Origin of the sequence: Caldicellulosiruptor diazotrophicus, from assembly GCF_017347585.1 — a bacterium.
GTDB classification, from domain to species: Bacteria; Bacillota; Thermoanaerobacteria; order Caldicellulosiruptorales; family Caldicellulosiruptoraceae; genus Caldicellulosiruptor; species Caldicellulosiruptor diazotrophicus.
This window is the reverse complement of the sequence record NZ_AP024480.1, coordinates 1,459,267-1,483,209: the sequence shown is the minus strand read 5'-3', so window position 1 is coordinate 1,483,209 and position 23,943 is coordinate 1,459,267. Positions and strand designations below refer to the sequence as shown.

Sequence of the window (23,943 nt, the reverse complement as noted above, 5' to 3'; positions counted from 1 at the left end):
CATCTCCTCATTGTATTAATGAAATTTTGTTTTCAACTATGCAAATAATTATACAACACAGTGTATAAAAATACAATACGTTGGCAAATATTTAAATTGATTTATTCGACAAAATGGGGTATTATATACCTATAAATTACATTTTTTGCGGGGTAGGTCTTGTGATGAGCAAAATAAAAAGCTTGGCAGCAGTGATTACAATATTCTTATTGATTTTTATTTCTGCTTTTGCAGCCACCTCATACAAACTCTATGTTGATGGTAAGCTGATCTCTTCAGTTGAAACTTTAGAAAGCAAAGGTAATGTTTACCTTGCACTTGCTGACTTTTTCAAGCTAAAAGGGTTTAGCGTTTCTTATAATTCAAAATCTAAATCTATCTTAGCCAAAAAGTCTAAGGATACATATCAGTTCTATGTTGACAAGGCGTTTTATTATTACAACAGAAACAAGAAAACTCTTTCAGCCAAAGTTTTTATAAGTGGTGGTAAGTCTTATATTTTAGCAAAAGATATGGCTTTGATTTTTGGTTACCTCTTTCAAATTGATAAAACAAAAAAGATGGTAAGTTTGAATACGAAAAAGTTACAGGTTTCCCAGTCAAGTTCATCAAAAAAGCAACCATCAAGTGCTTTGACCTCAAGAAGCAGTTTGTCAAGAACTGTGCAGGAGACAAATTATATTACTGACATAAAGTATACCATAGAAAATAATAAGTTTATACTGATTGTTTCGGCAACCCAAACTTTGTCTTATAAGACCTACAAACTTTTTAATCCTGATAGGATAGTTTTGGATGTTTTAAATAGTATTGATAATTTACAAAATAACAGAATAGAAATAAACAAAAATGGCATCTTTAGAATAAGACATGCACAAAACATTGATTCAAGTGGCAACAAATTTTCGCGCATTGTAATAGATTATGATTCAAGTTTGATAAAGGATTACAAGGTAATAAACCAGGGCAACCTAATCAAAATTGAAATAGATTTACCAAAAGTTATGGAGTCAAAGACAAATATTGACAGTAGCGAAGATTATCAGAATCCAGGTTCTCAAAATTCAATTGCTTCTTCTTCTCAAATATATATGATTCAAAAAATAGATGTTATACCTTCTGATGGCTTTACTCTTGCCCAAATTGAAATTAGTCCGACAGTTGTAAGTGATATTTACAGAGCTGATGAGTCTTTTGTGGTTTTGAATTTGAAGGGAGCCCAATTTTCGGTTCAAAATAATAATCTTTACCAAGTAAACGATGGTAGAGTGGATTTTTATGTTCTTTCAAACATTGATCAGGATAATAGCCAGATTATCTTTTCGTCGAAGGCAAAGATTTTTGTTTTAAACAAACTGGATGGAAAGTTAGAAGTGGTGTTTGCTGACCAGTATTCAAGCTTAAGATTAAATTCGCCATCCAGCCTTGTTTTAAGTTCGCCTTTTGTCTCTCAGATAAACTATTTTTACGACCAGAGCAGCAACACAATAAGACTTGAGAGCCAATATCCTATCACCATTGCAGATGATGTGTATTCTTTGCAGAGCTCAGTTGTGACCACTGTATATTCTGTTTATCAGCAGGACAAGTGCATTGTTTACATTCAAATTAATCCTAACTACATAGCAAGCATAAGCAAAAGTGGGAGTAATATCACAATAAGTTTTTTACAAAAACAACAAAAACCTCAGAAGAAATTAAAGATATTCATTGACCCTGGTCATGGAGGTTCGGACCCAGGTGCTATATACACCAAAGTGGTAGGTAGTAAAAAGCTAACATATAATGAGAAAGATTTTAATTTGGATATCTCTTTAAGACTTAGAGAAAAACTCAAAAGTCTTGGCTATGAAGTTTATATGTCACGTGATAAAGATGTATATGTTGACCTTTATGATAGAACGAGAATGGCAAATAGTTTAAATGCTGACTTGTTTATTTCTATTCACAACAATGCGTATGATAATTCATCTGTGCGCGGGACAATGGTTTTGTATAAAGAGAAACAGCAAAATGGGCTTATTTCTGATAAGCAGTTTGCCCAGATAGTACTTGACAGCATAGTCAAACAGGTTGGCACACAGAACAAGGGTATTGGGGAAGGACCTAAGTTGGCTGTGCTGAGAACTTCCTCTATGCCAGCTGTGTTGGTTGAGGTTGCATTTGGAACAAACCCCCAAGATTTGGACCTTCTTTTGAGCGATAGTTTTAAAAATGCAGTTGCAAAGGCTATAGCTGATGCCGTGGAATATATAAATGAAAATTACAATAGATAGAGGCGCAGCAATAAAAAGGGATGGGAAGTTCAGAGTTTACCCATCCCTTTTAATTATGAACCTTTCAATAACTTCAGCAACTGCACCTTCGTTGTTAGTTTTGCAGGTTACAAACTTTGCAGCTTTTTTTACTTCCTCTGGTGCATTTGCAACTGCCACGCTTATACCAGAGATTTTAAACATTCCAACGTCATTGAAATTATCTCCAATTGATATTAAATTTTCAGGTGAAATATTTTTATAGCTCATAAATTGCAAAAGGGCTTTTTCTTTTGATGCATTATTGCTCAAGACTTCTAAAAAACCATATTCTTTGTTGTCTGATGCATAGTAAAGAATAATGTTACAGTTAAGCTCAAGTGTTTTAAGGATTTCTTTAATCTCTTTAAGTTTTTCGTATTTGCCTACAATTCCAATGTGACTGATAGGGTATTCTAAAAACTTTAAAAGCTTTTCTGCTGGGTATGTAGGTTTAAATTGTTTGCGGCCGTTTACAAAGTTTAAAAAATAATTGTCGTGATTTGTTCTTTCTTTATAAATCATGTGAAAATCTTGGTCATATCCCAGTACGATGTAATAGTCTATGTCAAAATGATTATTATCAAGAAACTCAATTAATACTTTCTTCTGATGTTCTGTAAGATAATTTTTTATGATGGGAGGAAAATCAGGATTTTCAAAAACATAAACGCCATTTGCCGAGATTAGTGAACATGGAAGCTCTAATTCTTTTGTAATTTTAAAGGCCGAAGCACCTCTTCCTGTACAAAGTACTATTTCAATTTTATACTTTTCTACAGCAATTTTTAAAAACTCCTTGTTTATTTGAGGAATACAACCTGCATCATTTAAAAGAGTTCCATCAATATCCAGTGCAATTAATTTTATCAAGACTTCTCACCTTCTTTTAAAATGTTGAACAAAAAATAGCAGCTATTTTTCAAGTATTCTGGGGTTTGTTAACAAATTAACTTTTGCATACTGTATACAAGACAATGATTATATGCTATAATCTTAATAGCAATAGTTTATCATCACAAACAGAAAGGGGCAAGAAAGAAACAGATGGCGTTTATTTATTTACTCCTAATATTTCTACCCATGATAGCAGCACTTTTTATTCTTCTTATTAACAATAGCAATTTTAGAAAAGCTATTGTTTTTTTGATGTCTGCAGTGTTAATTAGCGCAAGTATTCTTGCTATTTCACGGGGTGACAAGTTACTGGGAATTTCGCATTCTTTAAATTTTGCACTTGAATATCTCATAACATTTGCCGACTATTTTTTGTTAGCAATCATTTTTTTGATTGGTACAAAACTTAAAAACAAGCTCATTAGCCTTCTTGCAATTTTGCAATTTGTTTTTATGTTCGTGTTTGAATTTAAAGTAGGGAAATTAGAAGTTGAAAATATATTTTTTGTTGATCATTTGAGCTTTATTATGCTTCTTTTGATAAACATAATAGGACCGCTTATTGCAATATTTGCACTTTCTTATATGGAAGAGCATGAGAAACACCTTCATCTTGAAAAGAGCAGACAGAATATATTTTTTGCAATAATCATGCTCTTTTTAGGGGCAATGAACGGTCTTGTGATTTCAAACAACATATTGTGGGTATACTTTTTCTGGGAGATTACCACACTCTGTTCGTTCCTGTTAATTTCTCATGACCAGAATGAAGAGAGCATTAAAAATGCAACAAGAGCTCTTCTTTTAAATTCGATAGGTGGGCTTAGCTTTGTTATAGGTATAATATTTATGTACTATAAATCTGGCACAGTTGCTTTGAATGAGATTATATCTTCACAAGACAGCAGTATTTTGATGATACCAATTGCCTTTTTAGTCCTTGCAGCATTTACAAAGTCTGCCCAGATGCCATTCCAGAGCTGGCTACTTGGTGCTATGGTGGCACCAACACCTGTGTCTGCCTTGCTTCACTCAAGCACAATGGTAAAAGCAGGTGTTTATCTGGTTTTGAGATTATCACCGGTATTTATTGATACATGGCTGTCAAAAATAGTTGCGGTGGCAGGTGCTTTTACTTTTGTGTCAGCAGCACTTTTAGCCATCTTTCAGTCAAATGCAAAAAGAGTGTTGGCATACTCAACAATTTCTAACTTGGGTCTTATAATTGCATTGTCTTCCATAGCAAATGTGTATGCGATATATGCAGCTGCACTTTTGATAGTTTTGCATGGTGTGTCTAAAGCGCTTTTGTTCTTGTGCGTTGGTTCAATAGAACAGGGTATAGGTTCCCGAAACATAGAGGATATGGACGGAATCAAGTATAAAATGCCAATTGTTGCTTTCTTGACTCTTTTGGGAAGTGTGTCAATGCTACTTCCTCCGTTTGGCGTTTTAATTACAAAATGGATTGCTATTGAGGTGTCAACTCAAAACATTGTGGCAATGCTTGAAATAATCTTGGGAAGTGCTTTTACAGTTGTTTTCTGGACAAAGTTTATAGGCAAGATTCTTTCTGATGGAAAGGATAAAAATAAGATAGAAAAATTTGAATTTGTAAAGCATATTCCGTTGATGGCTATTTCAATATTGGTAGTTTTGGTAAGCATCTTTTTGATCCAGTTTACAAATACATTTGTTGTGCCATTTTTCAAGTCTTCTTTTGCAAGGTATTCAGGAGTTAGCAGCAGCAATATAAAAGAATTGTATGTGAAAGATTTCTTTGGATTTAATCCGGTTGTATTTTTTGGTGTGCTGGTAGCAGCAGTTGTTCTGGGAGCTCTAATATATAGGTGGTTTAAGCCGAAAAGATATGTACCTGTGTATATGTCATGTGAAAATTCGGACAATTTTGGTTTCAGAGGCGAAAAAGATAAAGTTGTGCCGTTTGAATTCAAAAATTATTATTTTGAAACACTGACAAATGAGAAAACAGTAACGCTTGTTGTAAATGTTCTTTCAATTGCATTAATCGCAATAATGTTTGGGGTGATTTTAAAGTGAAAGAAATATGGATTACACTGGCAACTGTCATAGTTGCACCTTTAGTTGGTGGAGTTATAACAGGAATTGATAGAAAAATAACTGCGCGAATGCAAAACAGGTTTGGACCGCCTATTCTGCAGCCTTTTTATGATCTTTTTAAACTATTTTCAAAAGAGACCATTGTTGTTTCAAACACTCAGATTTTGTATGCATTTTTATTCTTGGTATTTAACATTGTTGCAGTTGTGATGTTTGTGCTTAAGATGGACCTTCTTTTGATTTTATTTATTCTTGCATTTGCTACAACAGCGCTCATTCTTGGAGCAATGGCAACAAATTCGCCATATTCAAGGATAGGTGCTCACAGGGAATTGATATCTGTACTTGCATATGAGCCTGTTTTAATTGCTATGATAGTAGCAATTTACTTTGTAACTGGAAGTTTCAATATAGAAAACATTTTGAAACACAGTAGATTACTGATTTTAGATTTACCATTTATTTTCATAGCATTCAGCTATGTTTTAACTATCAAACTTCGAAAATCTCCATTTGATTTATCAACTTCACACCATGGTCATCAAGAACTTGTAAAAGGTATTACAACAGAGTTTGCTGGACCTGTTCTTGGCTTGATTGAACTTGGTCACTGGTACGAACTTGTACTTTTACTTCTTTTTGTATGGCTATTTTTTGCAAAAAATATCTTTGTAGCAATAGCAGCAATTTTAATTTGCTACTTTTTAGAGATTGTAATTGACAATATCTCAGCAAGGCTTACATGGAAGATAATGCTACGACTTACTTGGTCAGTAGCATTTGGTTTTGCACTTGTTAATCTCATTTGGGTATATATAAAGTATAGGTTATTATAAAAAACAGGGGTGAAAATAAAAAGTGTTATTTAGAAAGGCATTGAAAAAGTCTCCATGGATTATTCACTATGATTGTAACAGCTGCAACGGCTGTGATATAGAAATACTGGCAACGTTAACACCTGTATATGACGTTGAGAGATTTGGAATTATAAATGTAGGTAATCCTAAACATGCTGATATATTGGTTGTGTCAGGCTCTGTTAACCACAGAAACGCAAGAGTTTTAAAGGCAATATATGAGCAGATGCCACATCCAAAGGCTGTTGTAGCAGTTGGAGCATGTGCGTGCTCTGGTGGGATATTCAAAGAATGTTACAATACTCTTGGCGGTGCCGATACAGTTGTTCCTGTTGATGTATATGTTCCTGGCTGCGCGCCACGGCCTGAGGCTATCATGGAGGGAATCTTAAAAGCTGCACAGCTTTTAGAAGAGAAGAAGAATATGAAAAAGGGTGAGATTCTGTATGTTACAAAATCTTAAAGAACTTCAGAAAGAGGATTTGAGGAAAGAAGTTTTAGCCTTAAAAGCAGATGGATATAGATTTGTCACAGCAACATGTGTTGATTTGGGCGATGGAAGGTTTGATATAATATATCACTTTGATAAGGATTACCAACTAACAAATATAAGAGTTACTATAGTGGCTGAAGAAAAAGTTCCTTCTATTTCGGACATATATTTTGCAGCTGTGTTTGTTGAAAATGAGATAAAAGATTTGTTTGGCATAGAATTTGAAAATCTTTTGATTGATTACGAAGGAAAGTTCATGATAACAGAAGAGTTAGAATCTCCTATGCGCAAAAAGCCAGCGGTAAAAGTAAAGAAAGGAGAGTAAGAGGGCTTTGGGAAAAAGAACAATAGTACCGTTTGGTCCACAGCATCCTGTTTTGCCGGAACCTCTGCAGCTTAGGCTTATTTTAGAGGACGAAAAAGTTGTTGAAGCGATACCTGCAATAGGTTATGTTCATAGAGGACTTGAAAAGCTTGCTGAGGAAAAGGATATAAATCAAAATATATATGTAGTTGAAAGAGTTTGTGGTATATGCAGTTTTCAGCAGGCTTTAGCTTATTGCCAAGGAATTGAAGAGCTAATGGGCATTGAGGTGCCCGACAGAGCAAGGTATTTGCGAGTTATTTGGGCAGAACTTCACAGGCTTCACAGCCATCATTTGTGGCTTGGGTTATTGGCTGATGCTTTTGGTTTTGAAAGTCTTTTTATGCAGTGCTGGAGAAATAGAGAGCTTGTGATGGACCTCATGGAAGCAACAGCAGGTTCAAGAGTTATAATTTCCACAAATATAATTGGTGGAGTTAGAAGAGATATAGATGCTGATAAACAAAAGTTCATTTTAGATAATCTTGCAAAATTGGAAGAGGAGCTAAAGAAGATAGAAGGTTCGTTTTTGAACGATTATACAGTCAAGAAAAGACTTGTAGGTGTAGGTGTTCTGAGCAAGCAAGACGCTTACGAACTTGGCTGTGTAGGACCAATGGCAAGGGCAAGCGGAATCAGTATGGACCTGCGAACTCTTGGATATGCAGCATATGGTGAACTTGACTTTGAACCTGTTGTGGAAAATGACGGGGACTGCTATGCAAGACTGAAAGTGAGACTTCGCGAGTGCTATCAAGCAATTGACCTTATTCGTCAGGCTATATCTAAGATGCCAGAAGGTGAGATTTCAACACCAGTCAAAGGATTTCCAAACGGTGAGGTTATATCAAGGGTTGAACAGCCACGAGGAGAAGATGTATATTATATAAAGGCAAACGGGACAAAGAACTTAGAAAGACTCAGAATCAGAACACCAACATTTGCAAATATTCCTGCGCTTGTGAAGATGCTTGAGGGAGTGGATTTTGCAGATGTTCCAATGCTTGTTTTGACAATCGACCCATGTATTTCGTGTACCGAAAGGTAAAAAAAGTTTTTGTAAAAGAGGGATGGTAAAATGTTTGGGATGCTTAAAAATGTTCTTGACAACCTATTTTCAAAGCCTGCAACAAGGCTTTATCCGAAGGAAAAGAGGCCATTTTTTAAAGATACAAGAGGAAGCCTTGAGATAGAGATAGAGAAATGTATCTTTTGTGGTATTTGCCAGAGAAAATGTCCTTCAAATGCGATAGTGGTGGATAGAAACTCAAGGACATGGCAGCTAAATCAGTACAAGTGTGTGCTCTGCAATGTATGTGTTGAGTCTTGTCCTAAAAAGTGTTTAATTTCAAAAGAGCAATTTAACGTTCCAACCACTTATAAAGAGTTTTACATCAGAAAGCAGGAAGTAAAAGATGAGGTGCAGCCAAAAGCACAGGCTGCTGCAACTAATGGTTAGATAGGAGACTTTGGCTTAAAGCTTAAAGCTTAAAGCAGAAGTGGAAGGAAAATGGTAAAATGCATGAGTATTTTGTTACACAGCAGCTTATAAAGATTGCAGAAGATGAGCTGAAAAATCTCGACTTTAAAAAGGTTACAAGAATTAAAGTTGTAGTGGGAGAACTGAGTGGAATTATTGACGAATCGTTGAAATTTTATTTTGACATTCTAACAAAAGGAACAATCTTAGAAGGCACTCAGCTCAAAATAATTCCCAAAAAGGCTCTTTTGTACTGTCAAAAATGCAGTGAATATTTTGAAAGAACAAAAGATTTTACATGTCCAAAATGTTTGTCGGTGGGTAAACTTACTGAACATGGTAAGGAATTTTATATTGAATCTATAGAGGTAGATGATTGATATGGAGATAAAGGTAATAAAAAATATTTTAGAGCGGAATCAAAACGCAGCCGACAATATAAGAAGGTTAGCAGATGAAAATAAATGGTATATTATGAATGTGATGGGGTCACCTGGTGCAGGAAAGACATCTTTCATTAAGTGCATGATAGAAAATCTTAAAGACATATTTAACATTGTAGTGATTGAAGGTGATGTTGCATCAACAATTGATGCTCAAGCTATTGCAAGCTATGGAGTTGAAGTTTTGCAGATTAACACAGGTGGTGCTTGCCATTTAGTTGCAGATAGTATTGCAGAAGCAATAGATACTCTCAAGCCTGTGCCTAAAACAGTAATCTTTGTTGAAAACATTGGCAATCTCATCTGTCCCTCTTCGTTTGATTTGGGAGAAAACCTTAAAGTTGTTGTATCTTCTGCTGCAGAGGGTGATGACAAGCCATATAAATATCCAGCAATGTTTGAAAAAGCTGACGTTGTTGTTCTATCAAAGATTGATGTAATTGATGCCATTGGTTTTGATATGCAAAGATACAAAAAGGGTTTAGAAGCTATTAAAGACAAAGATTTAAAACTGTTTGAGGTATCGTTCAGGACAAAAGAAGGTGTGAAAAGCCTTACTAACTACTTTTATACTCTTTTAGACCAATATTTCAAAAGTAGGGGAAAATGCTTATGAAAAGGTTCAGATTTATATTCAAGGGGCTTGTACAAGGGGTCGGTTTCCGACCCTTTATTTATAGTATTGCAAAAAAACTTGGACTTACCGGATTTGTAAAAAATACTGGTGAGGGGGTTTTAGCAGAGTTTCAAGGGGATACAACTTCAGAGCAAATAACACATCATATTGTAACTATCCTTCCCAAAAATGCTATTTTAGAGGAAATAGAGGTTTATGAGATTGAACCGGTAGAGAGTGAAAAAGGCTTTTATATTGTTGAAAGTGAAAAAAATAGGGTTTCAACAGTCCTGCCTTATGACTTAGGGATATGTGAGGATTGTAGAAGAGAATTTTATGACAAATCTCACAGACACTATCACAACGTATTTATTAGCTGCACAAACTGCGGACCAAGATACACAATTATTGAAACTTTACCGTATGATAGAGAAAATACATCTATGAAGCAATTTAAGTTTTGTAATGAGTGCGAAAGAGAGTACTCTACTCCAGACAATAGAAGATTCAATGCACAGTCAACAACCTGCCCAGTATGTGGACCAAGACTTTTTCTTTTTTCATTTGCTGAAAAAAGACATATTACTGGCGAGGCAATTGAACTTTTAGATTTTGTTTCTCAAAAAATTTTAGAGGGATATATAATCGCAATAAAAGGAATAGGCGGGTTTCACTTGGTGTGTGATCCGTACAATGAAACTGTAGTCAAAAGACTATTTGAAAGCAAAAGGCGAGAAGGCAAGCCTTTAGCACTTGTTGCCCAAGACATTGAAGTAGTAAAAAAATACTGCCATGTAAATGATATGGAAGAAGATATTTTTTCTTCTCCACGATGTCCTATAATTCTTTTTGAAAAAAAGACTGAGCATTTTTCGCATGTGAATAGCAATCTTCACACCCTCGGTATAATGAGGGCGTACACCCCTATTTTGGACTATATCCTGAGCAAAACTGGCAGGGACTTTTTAATTGCAACCTCTGCCAACCTTTCAGGAATTCCAATGATTATTGACGAGAACGAAGCAATCCAAAAACTTAACGATAGCTGTGACTATGTACTCTATCACAACAGAAAAATAGTTCGAAGGTGTGATGATAGTGTCGGTTTTGTTGTAAAAGATAAGTTTGTACTGACAAGACCGGGAAGAGGTTTTGCTCCTCTGAGACTAAAACTTTCTTCAACACAATTTGTAGATAAAAATATCTTAGCATTAGGAGGTCATGAAAAAGCTACAGTTGCTTTAAAAAAAGATGATGAGGTTATTGTAAGTCAATACCTGGGTGACCTTGACACAAAAGAGTATATAGACTTTTACAAGTCTGTACTAAGTGACCTTCTTTTTCTTTACAACTTAGAATATGATTATATTGCCTGTGATCTGCACAAAAACTATTTTACAACTTCCCTTGCCGAAGATATTGCTACAAAAGATGATAAAAAAATTATATATGTTCAGCATCATATAGCTCATGTATTTTCATGCATGCTTGAAAATAATTTAGATAGCTGTGTAGGGTTTGCATTTGACGGAACAGGCTTGGGATTGGATGGGAACATATGGGGAAGTGAAGGATTTCTAATTGATAAAAGCAATGTGAAAAGGGTATTTCATTTGAAATACTATCCTTTAGTGGGCGGAGAAAAATCTATAAAAGAGCCTGTGAGACTGGCATACTATTTTGCATATGAAATTGATAAAAGCTTTGCAGAAGAGTATTTTGCAAATTCTAATTTTCTTTCAAAAATTGTAAAGGCAGCAAGGTTACTGAATTACCCTCTTTGCTCAAGTTTTGGAAGGATATTTGATGTTGTGGGTGTACTTTTAAGATGTGGAGAGAAAAACAATTTTGAAGCACAGATTCCAATGATTTTAGAAAGTATAGCTGATAAGACCGAAGAAGGATTTTATGATTTTGTTATGAATTTTGAACATGAAATTGAAATAGATATTGTGTATATACTACAACAAATTATAAATGATATTAAAAGAAAGACTAACAGAAACTTGATTTCTGCGAAATTTCACAACACCGTTGCAAAAATAGTTGTTGAAGTGGCAAAGAGGTTGAGAGAAAATTATAATAAAGACGTTGTAGTACTATCTGGTGGAGTATTCCAAAACAGGCTTTTGCTTGAAAAGACAGTGTCTATTCTTGAGAAAGAGCACTTTAAAGTGTATTTTAATTCTTTTTTCCCTATAAATGATGGGGGAATTTCAGCTGGACAAGTATATTATACAATCCAATTATTAAAAAACTGTTAAGGGAGTTTTAAAAATATGTGTTTAGGGTATCCTGCAAAGGTAGTCGAAATTTTAAAAGATGGGAAAAAAGCTATTGTCGACTATTTAGGTTTGAAGAAAACTATAAATGTGTCTTTAATAAAAGAAGTGGCTGTGGGTGATTATTTACTTATTCACTCAGGGGTTGCAATTGAAAAAATAGATGAAAAAGAAGCCGAGGAAATAGAAAAACTTTTTGGTGAGGTAAGAGATGCAAACTCTTGAAAAGGTAAATACTATTATTAACACAATAAAAAACAATATTGAAAAGATTGGCAGACAGCTAAGAATAATTGAGGTGTGTGGCACCCATACTGTTTCAATTTACAGAAACGGTTTTCATACTCTTTTTAAAGGATATATAGATTTTATTTCAGGTCCTGGCTGCCCAGTTTGCGTAACTCATGAAGGGTATATAGATAATCTCATTGAGCTTGCAAAAATGAACCATACTATCTACACTTTTGGAGACCTACTGAAAGTTCCAGGAAAGAGTATGTCTTTAGCTGAGGCAAAAGCAAAAGGCGCTAAAATTAAAATTATGTACTCACCGGTTGATGCTGTTGAGAATATAGCCGAGGATGAAGAAGCAATAATTGCTGCAGTAGGGTTTGAGACCACAGTTCCAGCCTTTGCTCTGAGCCTGGAAAAGGTATTGGAAAAGGATTTGAAAAATGTCAAGTTTGCATGTGAACTTAAAACCATTGACCAGCCACTTAAAATTCTTTTAAAAGACCACATAAAAGTAGATGGACTTATCCTGCCAGGACATGTTGCAACAATCTTAGGTGTTGATGGGTTTAAATTTGTTGAGGAATTTGGAATTCCTTCTGTTATATCTGGATTTGAAAAATATGATATTCTGCTTTCTTTGCTGAGTTTAACACAAAGTATCTTAGATAATGATTTTACTGTAAAAAATGAGTACAAAAGAGTTGTAAAAAAAGAGGGTAACACAGTTGCAATAAGATATATAGAGAGATTTTTTGAAAGAACTGATGCATATTTTAGAGGACTTGGGTTGATTGAAGGTGGTGGGTTGAGACTTAAAAGCGAGTATTCTGCCTTTTCAATCCAGCTTGAATATGACTATGATAGTCTTTCTAATTCTGCGTGCAGATGTGCAGATGTGCTCACAGGCAAACTAAAGCCTTTTGAATGTCCTCTTTTTGAAAGGGTATGCACACCTCAGACACCAAAAGGGGCGTGTATGGTATCACAAGAAGGTTCTTGCAATGCATACTTCAGATTCGGGAAGTGGAAATGATGAGGACTATTCGCAAGGAACATGGCAATGGTGGGAAACAGACATATGAGCTGATTGACAACCTTTTCAAGCCAATATTTGGTTCTGAAATATTGAAAAGCGGTGATGATTCAACAGTATTTTCTTTAAACGGTATGAAAGTGGGAATATCAACAGATTCGTTTGTAGTAAAGCCATATTTTTTTAAAGGAGGAGATATTGGAAAGCTTTCGGTATGTGGTACGGTAAATGACTTAGCTGTTGCAGGACTTGAACCAAAGTATATTACCGTTTCTTTTATAATTGAAGAAGGATTTTCAATGGATGATTTAGAGAAAATTACAAAATCAATGAAGAAATATGCAGATTTAGCAAAAGTTGAGGTTGTTGCAGGGGATACAAAGGTAGTAGAAAAAGGTGCGGCAGATGGGATATTTATAAATACGACTGGATTGGGTGTTGCAAGAGATACCCAAAAAATGCCTTCGATTTCAAGAATAAAAGGTAATCAAGTTGTAATTGTCAGTGGGGATATAGGAAGACACGGAGCATGCATATATTCTCACAATGAAGACCTTGGGTTTGAAGACAGGATAGAATCCGATTGTGGGCTTTTGTTAGATGTAATTTCAGAGCTGATGCAAGAGGTAGATGTTGCGTATATGAAAGACCTTACAAGAGGTGGGCTTGCCACAGCTTTAAATGAAATTGCGCAAAAGTCTGGCTTTGATATAAAAGTTGAGGAAGAAAAAATACCTGTGGCAGATGAAGTAAAAGCTTTGTGCGATATTTTGGGGCTGGATAGCTATTATCTTGCTTGTGAAGGTAGATTTGTTGCCATAGTAAATGGTGATGAAAAAGAGAAGGCTATTGAGATTTTGAGAAAATACAATGGGTTTGCATGTGAGATTGGGAAAGTAGAAGAAAGTAGGGAAAAGAGAGTATATCTGTCAACCACCTTTGGCGGCACGAGAATTTTGGACATGTTATATTATGAGATGTTACCAAGAATTTGCTAAGAGGCAAAACTTGTGACGAGGATGAGGGTGAAAAGAATGTGCATGACGGTACCTTTAAGTTTTGTTAACAGAAAAACAAACATCTTTGTTGGGACGGCAGGAAGTGGCAAAAGTGAAATAGCTCTGAATGTTTCTTTAGAGCTTGGGGAGTTTTTCAACGTGAATTTAATCGATGCAGATGTAATAAATTTTTATTATAACCTGAGAAGTATTAAGCATATTATTGAGAATAAAAATATAAATTTTATTTCATTACACTTTGAAGACAAAAGCATAGATCTTCCGGTTCTTTCTGGTAGGGTTTTTGAAGCATTGAGCAGTTCAAACGGAGTCAACATAATAGATGTAGGTGGAGATGAGCTTGGTAGCAGAGTTGTTGGCCAGTTAAAGAAGTTGCTTGACAAAAAAGGGTACAGTGTTTTTTATGTTGCTAATATATATAGGCCGTTTAATTCAAATGAGGAAGAAATCTTGCAAAATATGCATGAGATTGAGAGCGTTCTGGGGATGAACATTACAGCTATCATAAATAATTCTCATCTTCTTTCAGAAACAAAGCCAGAAGATATTATGAAAAGTCTTCAAATCATCCAGAATGTAGCTGAAAAGAAAGATATTCCTTATATTCTTACTGTAGTTGAAGAGAATCTATTCGAAGAGGAGCTTTTGGAAGAGATAAAAAAATATTCTCTTGTATATGCCATTAAAAGGTATATAATAAGATAAGAAGGCCATTATGGGGGTTGAAAAATTGAAACTCAAAATCGAGTATGATAAGTGCAAAAGTTGTGGACTTTGTGTAGAAATCTGTCCCAAGAAAATCTTGTATATAGACAGGAGCAGAATAAACAAAAAAGGGTATAACCCTGTTGAAGTAAGAGACCAAAACTCATGTATTGGCTGTGGAAGCTGTTATAAGGTTTGTCCTGATATAGTGTTTGAGGTAGGTGAGTAGACTTTGAAACTTCTTATGAAAGGTAATGAGGCTATTGCTGAGGCAGCACTGAGGGCTGGCTGTGAATGTTTTTTTGGGTATCCAATCACACCTCAGACAGAACTTTTGCAGTATATGGCTAAAAAGCTTTTAAAAAGTGGTGGTGTTTTTATCCAGGCAGAGAGCGAAGTTGGAGCAATTAACATGGCATATGGTGCATCAAGCTGTGGCAAGCGGGTTATGACATCATCATCTGGGCCTGGGATAAGCTTAAAACAAGAGGGTATATCATATTTAGCAGGTGCTCAGCTTCCATGCGTGATTGTCAACATTATGAGAGGTGGACCAGGACTTGGCAATATAAACGCTGCCCAGTCTGATTATCTTCAGGCTACAAAAGGTGGCGGACATGGAGATTATAAGGTGATTGTACTTGCGCCATCTTCTGTACAAGAAGCAGTAGAGCTTACAATAAAGGCTTTTGATCTTGCGGATAAATACCGAAACCCTGTTATGATTTTAGGTGATGGGATGCTCGGACAGATGATGGAGGTTGTTGAGTTTGATGAAAACTATCAACCACAAAAGGTAGAAAAACCGTGGGCGGTGACGGGTGAGAGAAATAGAGAGAAAAGGGTAACAAATTCGCTTTACATTGTTCCAGAAGAGCTTGAAAAACATAATTTTAAACTAAAAGAAAAATATGAAAAAATAAAAGAAAGTGAGGTAATGGTGGAAGAATACTTGACAGACGATGCAAAGGCTATTTTTGTCTCATTTGGAATGTGTGCAAGGATTGTAAAAAGTGCTGTAAACAAGTTAAGACAAGCAGGCGAGAAGGTTGGGCTTGTAAGACCAATTACACTTTGGCCATTTCCAGAAAATGAACTAAAAAGTTATGCGTCAAAAAACGAAGTAGAGTTTTTTGTAGACGTTGAGATGAATTTGGGACAGATGATAGAAGATGTTAAGCTTTCTGTAGAAGGGAAAAAAACGGTGCACTTTTATGGAAGAACAGGTGGTATGGTTCCTACAATTCAGGAAATAATGGATTTTTATTATTCTCTTAAAGAGTAGCATGTCAGGTACACCAAATTTGAGAGGAAGATGATTAGGATGGGGTTCAAAAGACCAGAGTGTTTGACAAAAGAGAGTATGCATTATTGTCCAGGGTGCGGTCATGGAATCATTCACAGATTGATTGCTGAGATTATTGACGAGGATTACAAAGAGAGTAAAATAATAGGTGTTGCACCTGTCGGGTGTGCAGTTTTTATATATGACTATTTTAATTTTGACTTTGTGGCAGCAGCTCATGGGAGAGCCACAGCCGCTGCAACTGGAGTAAAAAGGAGTATTCCAGACGCTCTTGTATTTTCATATCAAGGCGACGGGGACATTGCAGCCATCGGAACATCTGAGGTCATTCATGCAGCAACCCGAGGAGAAAACTTTACAGCTATATTTGTCAACAACGGAGTTTATGCTATGACAGGTGGGCAGATGGCTCCGACAACAATTCCTGGACAGGTAACAGTTTCATCTCCATATGGACGTGACCCAAAAAAACAAGGTTATCATATAAAACTTTGTGAAATGCTTGTGCCACTTGATGGTGTTGCCTTTGTTGCAAGAACTTCAATACATAACTTAAAAAATATTGAGTTTACTAAAAAAGCGATAAAGAGAGCTTTTGAAGTTCAGATGAACAATGAAGGCTTTTCTATTATAGAAGTGCTCTCAAACTGCCCTACAAACTGGGGACTTTCGCCTTGTGAGAGTATGAAGAGAATAGAAAATGAAGTACTAAAATACTACAGTTTAGGAATTTTCAAGGACAAAGGCAGGGGAATTTGAAGATGACAGAGGAGATTTTAATAGCAGGATTTGGTGGCCAGGGTGTTCTTTTTTTAGGTCAGGTATTTGCCCATCTTGGAATGAAAAAGGGGTTAAATGTTTCATGGCTTCCGTCGTACGGACCTGAAATGAGGGGTGGGACAGCAAACTGCAGTGTTATAATCTCAAGTGATATGATTGGTTCTCCTATTGTGTTTAATCCCGATACATTATTTGTTTTAAATAAACCATCGCTTGAAAAATTTGAACCTGCGATAAAAAAAAGTGGGCTTTTACTTGTAAACAGTTCTCTTGTGGATATCTGTGCAAATAGAGATGATATAAATGTTCATTATATTCCGGCAACTGAGATTGCTTCAAGTGTAGGGAATGTTCGAGTTGCAAACATCGTAATGTTTGGTGCATATTTGGCAATAAAACAAAACTTTTCAGTTGACGAGGCAAAAAATGTGTTAAGAGAGTTTTCAAAAACAGAAGAAATTTATAATTTAAACTGTTTGGCTCTTGAAAAGGGCTTTGAAGCAATTGCTGGACGGGGGTAAAATTTGAGGTGAAAAGGTTTATATTAATTGGGATTGTAGTGGTGCTTTTGATAGCAAGTATAGTTTTAGGCTATACTCTTTATAGCAATGTTACGAAAGTTCTTGATACAGATAGGATTTATAAAGGTGTTTATGTTGAGGGTGTTCATTTGGGTGGACTTACCACAGAAGAGGCTCTTGAGCTTTTAAAAAAGACTTATTTTGAGCCACTGAAGAACAAAAAAATTGAAGTTATAGTTGAAGACAAAAGCTATTTTCTTGAGTATTCTTCTCTTGGAATAAAGATGGATATAGACAAGGCAGTAGAAAAGGCATATTCAATTGGCAGAAAGGGCAACCTTGCAATGCGCTTCAAAGAGATAAAAAAGGTTTATGAAAATCCAGTGGTCATAAGACTTAATTTCGAATATGATGAAAGCAAATTCAAAAGGTTTGTAGATCAACTTTTCAACACATACTATCAATCGCCTGTTAATGCAAGTATCAAAAAAGTAGGAGACCAGTTTGTTATAACTCCAGAGAGAGTAGGGAAAAAACTTGATTATGGCTATCTTTTGAATAAATTGAAAGACATGATTAAAAACAAGCAAGAAGGCAGAGTTTATGCAAGATTTATAGAAATAACTCCGCGAATCACAGCGAGCGAACTATCAAAAGTAAAAGAAATAATAGGTTCGTTTACCACAAAGTTTGATAGTTCAAATGTTGCAAGAAGCGAAAATATAAGGGTGGCTGCCCAAAAGATAAACGGTAGCTTAGTAATGCCGGGCGAAATATTTTCGCTGTCAAAGGCAATTGGACCTGTAACAGTTGAGAATGGTTTTAAGATTGCAAAAGTTATTGTCAATAATGAGTTTGTAGACGGTGTTGGTGGAGGGCTTTGTCAAATAGCAACCACTATGTACAATGCAGTTTTGATGGCCCAGCTGAAGATTGTGGAAAGAGCACCACATTCAGCTCTAATTTCGTACGTGCCACCTGGCAGGGATGCAACAATTGCTTCAGGTTCAATAGATTTTAAATTCAAAAATACAACAAATGCGCCTATCTATGTTGAAAGTTATACTTCCAAGAATACTGTGACAGTCAACCTCTATGGCAAAAACAGTCATAAAGATGAAATTGTCAAATTCGAATCGGAAATAATTGAAAGGGTACCTTATAAAAAAGTCTACAAAAATGATCCAACACTTCCTCAAGGAGTAGAAAAGCTTTCCAATAAACCCCAGAATGGCTTAAAGGTAAAAACTTATATGCTTGTTTATAAAGATGGCAGGTTAATAGAAAGAAAGCTTCTGTCCTATGACTATTATAAACCTGTAAATGCTGTGATACTGGTTGGAACAAAAGCAAAAGAGACCGTCTCTTCATCTGTTTATGAGTGAAAGGGAGAGGATAAGAAAAATGGACATTTATGAAAAGACATTAGAGTGCCCTGTATGCGGTAGCACAATCAAAGCACCATTTGTAAAAAGTTCAGCAATTTATGTAGAAAGCCGGGATACTGACCTTTGTGTTTACTACAAGGGCGTCAATCCTCTTTTGTATGATGTTATTGTCTGCGGGGAATGTGGTTATGCAGCGCTTAGCAAAAATTTTGGGAAACTTACAAAATGGGATGTAGAATCATTAAAAGAAAAGGTTGCTTCAAAGTGGGTAAAAAGAGAAGTCCCGTTTGAAAGAACCGTAGATGATGCCATTACATTGTACAAGTTGGCTTTGATTACGGCAACATCTAAAAGAAAAGTTAACAAATATGAGGTTGCAGGAATTTTGCTGAGAATTTCATGGCTCTACAGGCTAAGTCAAGATAAAGAAAAAGAGCTTGAATTTCAAAAACTTGCTCTTCAAACATATAAGGATGCATTTGAACATGAAGAAGGGGCAGCTGATGAAATAGATTTGGCAACTGTCATGTATTTGATAGGTGAGCTTTCAAGACGAGTAGGTGACCTTGACGAGGCAAGAAAATGGTTTTCAAGGCTTATATCAAGCAAAGAAGCACGAAACAATCCTCACATTCTTGAACTTGCAAGAGACCAGATTCAGGTTATGAAAGATATGGAATAAAATACAAGGAAATTGGTAGAAGAAATATAATATAATCTTTCTATAAAATTTGAAAACTCAGGAGGCAAAAAAATGCCAGAAATTGATGTCCTGCAAGCTATATTTACAACCCTTGAAAAGATTAATGGGCGACTTGATACTATTGAGAAAAGATTAGATAAGATTGAGCAGAGGCTTGACAAAGTAGAAGAAAGACTCGATAAAGTAGAAAAAAGACTTGATATTGTGGAGATGAGAGGAGACTTGTCAAGAATTTTGTGTTTCCAATTTATAACGCAAGTTGTAAAGTTGGGTTATGTTATTGATGCATTTTCTAATACTGGGAACTCCATTTTTCCATTTTGTACGGCGTAAGTTCTCTCGCTGTAAGTAAATATTAATTTCTAAGACTTCAACAGACTGAAAGTATCCACCTGAATTTACTCTAATCTTTTCAATCATGCTATTTACACTTTCAACGGCGTTTGTGGTGTAGATATGCTTCCTTAATTCCTCAGGGTATTTCATATGGGCAAGATAAAACTCTGCTTTTTCTGATATTGCTTTAATAAATCGAGGATATTTTGAAAGGTATCCATCGCAAAGTTCTTTAAATTTCAGTACAGCTTCGTCAAAATCGGAGGAAGAAATTCTAAGTCTGTCTAAACTCTTGTTAAAAGCTGAAGCATCCTCTTTTGTCATATGTTTTCTGACATTACGTTGGAGGTGGACAAAACACAGTTGATGGTCAGCAAGAGGATAAGCAAGTTTGACAGCATCTATAATACCAGGGAAGTCATCACTTATGACAATTAGAATCTCTTTTAGCCCTCTTGTAATTAAGTCTTCAAATACTTTCATCCAATCAGCCTTATTTTCTTTGCCGAAGAAAGTGTAGACACCGAAAATGTCTTTTTTACCTTCTAAGTCGATACCGAGGACAACATAACAAGTAGCTTGTTTAACCTTAGAATTATCCTTAACTTCACAATGATAACCATCGATGATGAGAGCAAAAGCACTTGTTGGTAGTTCTCTTTGTTTGAATAACTGAAGCTCATTTTTAAGGTCTTCTTTGATTTTTAGTATTTCATTTTCGGAATATGGAAGATTCAAAGCTTTCAAAGTCTGGACAAGGGAACTTTCGGAATAACCATTGACGACTAAAGACATAAGCAGGTCAGTGTATGAACTATCAACTCTTTTGTAGCGGTCAGGGAGGATAGAAGGTCGGAAATTACCAGTACGTGTGCGAGGGACAGAGATTTCAAGACTGCCAACAGGTGTTGCAAGTTTTCTATCGTAAAAACCATTGCCTTTGTCATTGTCATTTTTAGCAAGGTACACTGATCTTTCCGATAACATAAAGCAATCGAGCAAGTTTTCTAAGAGTTGCTTTAGAGCTGGGCGGTTAGGATCATCTTTGGAGCAATACATATTTAATACTTGCTCTACAGCCATGTTTTTAGCAGTCTCAATAATTTCGTTTTTATTCATTTTAAGTAGCCCCCTTGATAATTATTTCAATACTAATTATACAGTGGACACAATTTTATTTTAACTCCCGATGAGATTGGATAAGCTTGAAGAGAGGGTTGCAAAATTAGAAGAAGATGTTCAGGTTATCAAACAGGACATTGTTATATTAAAAGAAAATGACAAAGAGCTAACAAGAAGAATGAACGCTGTATATGACCAGGTTGCGTTTCTAACTGAATTTCGAACAGAGATGATTATGTTCAGAGATGAGGTGTACAAGAGATTTGACAATTTAGAGCAGCAGACAGGAAGATTAAAAGAAGGGTTTGAGTATTTATGTGACATGACAGTTGAGCATTAAATTGATATTCGATTTTTAAAAAGAGTTGTGAGAGCTTCATAGTTTATATAGAAAATGATTAAAAGCTTGAGAGCACGAAAGAGGGGAACATTCCCCTCTTTTGTTTAAATTTCTTCATAAAATATTCGGAACTTTATATCCTGGTCATAGTTTCCAAAGTTTCTTCCAAAAAGAGTAACTCCTCCAATGTTCTTTGCGTGATCAGGTACAGCAACTCTGAACCTTATTTCATTTTTGGACTCAATATCAATATCTTTTATAGTGACATTAGAAATTTTAAATCCGTCTATATATGTCCCATCTTCTGAAACTGAAAGAAGTTTTAAAAGTCCATACTGGTTCCAGTTAGGGAACCACCAGTCAGGTGTAAAGATTCCTTTAGTCTCTCCTCCGAAATCCCCTGGGCTTGTCCAGTAACCAAGTTCAACTCCATTTAAGTAAAAGTATATATCTGAAGGCCAGTTTTCACTAACACCTGGGGCTTCTGAAGAAATTTCAAATGAAATCTGAATTTCAACAGCTTTTTGATTTTGGCGCAGAAAATTGGGGATTATATATTCTACATAACCCTTTGTAAACCAGATAATATCACAGTTAACATGCTCAGGATGAGCAAAGTATTTGGGGTCATCCACCTCTCCGATTAACTTGTCTTTTGTAGCAAGTCCACAGGTTGGATAAACCTCAAAGATAGAATAATTACCAACTTTGATTTCGCACTCATATAATTTTTGAGGATGCTTTGTGACAATGTTAATAATTATTTTGTCTTCAACAAGACGGCAAATCTTTTGATTGCCATGTTTTCCTGCAGCCGCACTGATTGTAACAATCCCAGCAGCAATTAGCTTTTTCATGTGCTGAGTAACTGCGCCATTTGTAAGTCCAAGTTTTTGCGCAATTTCATTCATATTCATTTCACGATGTTTACTCAGAAGGTTTATAATTTCTAATCTTGCATCAGAAGCTAAAGCTTCAAAAAGTATTTTTGCTTCTTTGAGATTGTCTATTTGTATCATATGTCTTACCACCCTTGAATTTATTTAGGGAGAAACCTTTTTTATTTTACATCATTTTAAAACAAAAAGCAACTTAAAGTACAATATAAAATTTTAAATATTTTTTTAAAAAAAGCTAAAATGAAGGTAGATAATAAATAAAAAAATTAAAAAATATATTGACAAGTTTATAAAAAATCTATATAATAAAACTAAAAAGTTTAGCTATATAAAAATTATTTTAGAAAAAATTAAAACAAAGGAGGTTAGCTTCATGTTAAAAAAATTTAAAAAAGCGTTAAGTTTAGTTGTGTGTCTTATCATTTTTCTTTCATTATTCACTGTCATCAACATTAACAACTCGTCAGTAGAGGCATCCTCAAAAATAAAAATAACATGGATGGGATTTGGGCAACCTCATGAAAAAGAATTGTACACTAAATTGGTAAAAAAATTTATGGAAAGGTACAAAAATATCACCGTTGATTATATCTGTACTGCCCCCGGACAAGAGTATGGGATGAAAATTCAGGCTGCAATGGCTTCTGGAAAATTACCGGATGTATTTTATGTTCCACCCGAAAATTTAAGAGCATGGGTTGATGCGGGAAAACTCTTAAAAATAACTAAATACGTTAAGGCATCAAAAGAAATTAACCTAAATAATATATGGCCGCAAGCTATTTCACGCTATATGTATGATGGTAAAACTATAGGTAAAGGTGATATTTACGCTTTACCAAAGGATGTAGGTCCGTTTGCATTTGGTTACAACAAAACTATGTTTAAAAGGGAAGGTATTCCACTTCCAGATCCCAAGAAACCATATACGTGGGAAGAATTTACCAAGATATGTAAAAAAGTTACAAAAGATACAAATGGTGATGGTAAATTAGATCAATGGGGAACAGATTTGGATGTTAACTGGACACTTCATATGTTTGTATGGTCCAATGGAGCAGATTGGTTAGATAACACAAAAACTAAGGTTACAATTGACGATCCAAAATTCATTGAAGCATTACAGTTTTTTGCAGATCTACGTAACAAATATAAAGTAACTCCAACTGCAGTGCAAGGACAATCTATAAGCGGATACCAAAGATGGTTAAATGGACAATTAGCATTCTTCCCTGTTGGACCATGGGATGTACCAGTTTATAATAAGCTTAAATTTGAGTATGATTTGATACCACCTCCAGTTAGTCCAAGAACTAAAAAGCCTGCAACATGGTTAGGATCGCTTGGTTTTGGAGTAGCATCAACAACTAAATATCCACAACAAGCTGTGGATTTGGCTGCTTTTCTTTCAACAGATAGAGAAGGACAAAGAATGGCTTACCAGATGGGATTACAAATACCAAACTTAATTGATATGGCAAAAAATGAATATGCAAAATGGAAGGAAAAACCAAATAATAAAATGGAATTTATACGTGTAGTTGAAGATTATGGAAGAAGGTTCCCGTTTGAATACACTTATGATAGAGAGTGGTATGATACCTTCTATAGTGGATTACAACCAGTCCTGGACGGAAAAATGACAGCAGAACAATATTGCAAACAAGTAAAATCTAAGATTCAGAAATTGCTTGATAAAGCAAATCAGAAAGCAAAGAAGTAAATTATTTAACGATTTTTCCACTCCAG

At 35.3% G+C, this 23,943-nt stretch carries 24 protein-coding genes and 1 pseudogene; 22 read left to right on the top strand and 3 right to left on the bottom strand.

The window, feature by feature from the left end:
- The first annotated feature begins 164 nt into the window (after positions 1-164).
- Positions 165-2,276, top strand: coding sequence for an N-acetylmuramoyl-L-alanine amidase (locus CaldiYA01_RS07145; RefSeq protein ID WP_207178255.1), 2,112 nt, complete (start codon positions 165-167; stop codon positions 2,274-2,276).
- 36 nt (positions 2,277-2,312) lie between these two features.
- Here CaldiYA01_RS07145 and CaldiYA01_RS07140 read toward each other — a convergent pair whose 3' ends face one another.
- Positions 2,313-3,167, bottom strand: coding sequence for a Cof-type HAD-IIB family hydrolase (locus CaldiYA01_RS07140; protein WP_207178253.1), 855 nt, complete (start codon positions 3,165-3,167; stop codon positions 2,313-2,315).
- 174 nt (positions 3,168-3,341) lie between these two features.
- Here CaldiYA01_RS07140 and CaldiYA01_RS07135 point away from each other — a divergent pair, with 174 nt between their 5' ends.
- Genes CaldiYA01_RS07135 through CaldiYA01_RS07045 form a run of 19 tightly spaced genes read left to right on the top strand, consistent with a single transcriptional unit; the run spans position 3,342 to position 19,476 of the window.
- Positions 3,342-5,252: an NADH-quinone oxidoreductase subunit 5 family protein gene (locus tag CaldiYA01_RS07135; RefSeq protein WP_207178251.1), complete on the top strand. Its 1,911-nt coding sequence runs from the start codon at positions 3,342-3,344 to the stop codon at positions 5,250-5,252.
- Positions 5,249-6,109 carry a respiratory chain complex I subunit 1 family protein gene (locus tag CaldiYA01_RS07130; RefSeq protein WP_207178249.1) on the top strand — a complete coding sequence of 287 codons (861 nt, stop codon included), beginning with the start codon at positions 5,249-5,251 and terminating at the stop codon, positions 6,107-6,109. Before CaldiYA01_RS07135 ends, CaldiYA01_RS07130 begins: the two co-directional genes overlap by 4 nt.
- Positions 6,110-6,131: 22 nt before the next feature.
- Positions 6,132-6,593 (top strand): NADH-quinone oxidoreductase subunit B family protein, encoded by a 462-nt coding sequence (locus CaldiYA01_RS07125; RefSeq protein ID WP_207178247.1) that lies wholly within the window; start codon positions 6,132-6,134, stop codon positions 6,591-6,593.
- A complete protein-coding gene (locus CaldiYA01_RS07120; RefSeq protein WP_207178245.1) occupies positions 6,577-6,948 on the top strand; it encodes an NADH-quinone oxidoreductase subunit C in 372 nt (123 codons plus the stop codon). Before CaldiYA01_RS07125 ends, CaldiYA01_RS07120 begins: the two co-directional genes overlap by 17 nt.
- Positions 6,949-6,955: 7 nt before the next feature.
- On the top strand, positions 6,956-8,035 hold the full coding sequence (locus CaldiYA01_RS07115; RefSeq protein WP_207178243.1) for a hydrogenase large subunit: 1,080 nt from the start codon (positions 6,956-6,958) through the stop codon (positions 8,033-8,035).
- A 30-nt stretch (positions 8,036-8,065) separates the two neighbouring features.
- Positions 8,066-8,446, top strand: coding sequence for a 4Fe-4S binding protein (locus CaldiYA01_RS07110; RefSeq protein WP_207178241.1), 381 nt, complete (start codon positions 8,066-8,068; stop codon positions 8,444-8,446).
- A gap of 59 nt (positions 8,447-8,505) precedes the next feature.
- Complete coding sequence (gene hypA, locus CaldiYA01_RS07105) at positions 8,506-8,847, top strand: hydrogenase maturation nickel metallochaperone HypA (protein ID WP_207178239.1); 342 nt, start codon at positions 8,506-8,508, stop codon at positions 8,845-8,847.
- Position 8,848: 1 nt separating this feature from the next.
- Positions 8,849-9,526 carry a hydrogenase nickel incorporation protein HypB gene (gene hypB / locus CaldiYA01_RS07100; RefSeq protein ID WP_207178237.1) on the top strand — a complete coding sequence of 226 codons (678 nt, stop codon included), beginning with the start codon at positions 8,849-8,851 and terminating at the stop codon, positions 9,524-9,526.
- The gene (hypF, locus tag CaldiYA01_RS07095; protein WP_207178235.1) at positions 9,523-11,790 is read left to right on the top strand and encodes a carbamoyltransferase HypF; all 2,268 of its coding nucleotides are present in this window, start codon (positions 9,523-9,525) and stop codon (positions 11,788-11,790) included. Before hypB ends, hypF begins: the two co-directional genes overlap by 4 nt.
- 15 nt (positions 11,791-11,805) lie before the next feature.
- The gene (locus CaldiYA01_RS07090) at positions 11,806-12,033 is read left to right on the top strand and encodes a HypC/HybG/HupF family hydrogenase formation chaperone (protein WP_207178233.1); all 228 of its coding nucleotides are present in this window, start codon (positions 11,806-11,808) and stop codon (positions 12,031-12,033) included.
- Entirely contained in the window at positions 12,020-13,075 is a 1,056-nt protein-coding gene (hypD, locus tag CaldiYA01_RS07085) for a hydrogenase formation protein HypD (RefSeq protein WP_207178231.1), read from the top strand. Before CaldiYA01_RS07090 ends, hypD begins: the two co-directional genes overlap by 14 nt.
- Positions 13,072-14,073, top strand: a complete 1,002-nt coding sequence (gene hypE, locus CaldiYA01_RS07080) for a hydrogenase expression/formation protein HypE (RefSeq protein WP_207178229.1) — start codon at positions 13,072-13,074, stop codon at positions 14,071-14,073. Before hypD ends, hypE begins: the two co-directional genes overlap by 4 nt.
- 21 nt (positions 14,074-14,094) lie before the next feature.
- Positions 14,095-14,799, top strand: coding sequence for a hypothetical protein (locus tag CaldiYA01_RS07075; RefSeq protein WP_238480623.1), 705 nt, complete (start codon positions 14,095-14,097; stop codon positions 14,797-14,799).
- 25 nt (positions 14,800-14,824) lie between these two features.
- Entirely contained in the window at positions 14,825-15,028 is a 204-nt protein-coding gene (locus CaldiYA01_RS07070; RefSeq protein WP_207178227.1) for a 4Fe-4S dicluster domain-containing protein, read from the top strand.
- 3 nt (positions 15,029-15,031) lie between these two features.
- Positions 15,032-16,084: a 3-methyl-2-oxobutanoate dehydrogenase subunit VorB gene (locus CaldiYA01_RS07065; RefSeq protein ID WP_207178225.1), complete on the top strand. Its 1,053-nt coding sequence runs from the start codon at positions 15,032-15,034 to the stop codon at positions 16,082-16,084.
- A 39-nt stretch (positions 16,085-16,123) separates the two neighbouring features.
- Positions 16,124-16,864: a thiamine pyrophosphate-dependent enzyme gene (locus tag CaldiYA01_RS07060; protein ID WP_207178223.1), complete on the top strand. Its 741-nt coding sequence runs from the start codon at positions 16,124-16,126 to the stop codon at positions 16,862-16,864.
- Positions 16,865-16,866: 2 nt separating this feature from the next.
- Positions 16,867-17,406, top strand: coding sequence for a 2-oxoacid:acceptor oxidoreductase family protein (locus CaldiYA01_RS07055; protein WP_207178221.1), 540 nt, complete (start codon positions 16,867-16,869; stop codon positions 17,404-17,406).
- Between the two features lie 8 nt (positions 17,407-17,414).
- A complete protein-coding gene (locus tag CaldiYA01_RS07050) occupies positions 17,415-18,791 on the top strand; it encodes a VanW family protein (RefSeq protein ID WP_207178219.1) in 1,377 nt (458 codons plus the stop codon).
- Positions 18,792-18,810: 19 nt separating this feature from the next.
- Complete coding sequence (locus tag CaldiYA01_RS07045; protein ID WP_207178217.1) at positions 18,811-19,476, top strand: DUF2225 domain-containing protein; 666 nt, start codon at positions 18,811-18,813, stop codon at positions 19,474-19,476.
- A 246-nt stretch (positions 19,477-19,722) separates the two neighbouring features.
- On the opposite strand, the gene CaldiYA01_RS07040 is transcribed toward CaldiYA01_RS07045, so the two are convergent.
- A complete protein-coding gene (locus tag CaldiYA01_RS07040) occupies positions 19,723-20,952 on the bottom strand; it encodes an IS256 family transposase (protein ID WP_207178215.1) in 1,230 nt (409 codons plus the stop codon).
- Positions 20,953-21,022: 70 nt separating this feature from the next.
- On the opposite strand from CaldiYA01_RS07040, the pseudogene CaldiYA01_RS07035 reads away from it, so the two are divergent.
- Positions 21,023-21,295: pseudogene (locus CaldiYA01_RS07035) on the top strand (hypothetical protein); the annotation flags it as partial.
- Between the two features lie 104 nt (positions 21,296-21,399).
- Here the strand turns inward: CaldiYA01_RS07035 and CaldiYA01_RS07030 are convergent.
- On the bottom strand, positions 21,400-22,314 hold the full coding sequence (locus CaldiYA01_RS07030; protein WP_207178213.1) for an ArsR/SmtB family transcription factor: 915 nt from the start codon (positions 22,312-22,314) through the stop codon (positions 21,400-21,402).
- A gap of 253 nt (positions 22,315-22,567) precedes the next feature.
- Here CaldiYA01_RS07030 and CaldiYA01_RS07025 point away from each other — a divergent pair, with 253 nt between their 5' ends.
- Positions 22,568-23,917: an ABC transporter substrate-binding protein gene (locus tag CaldiYA01_RS07025; RefSeq protein WP_207178211.1), complete on the top strand. Its 1,350-nt coding sequence runs from the start codon at positions 22,568-22,570 to the stop codon at positions 23,915-23,917.
- Positions 23,918-23,943 lie beyond the last annotated feature (26 nt).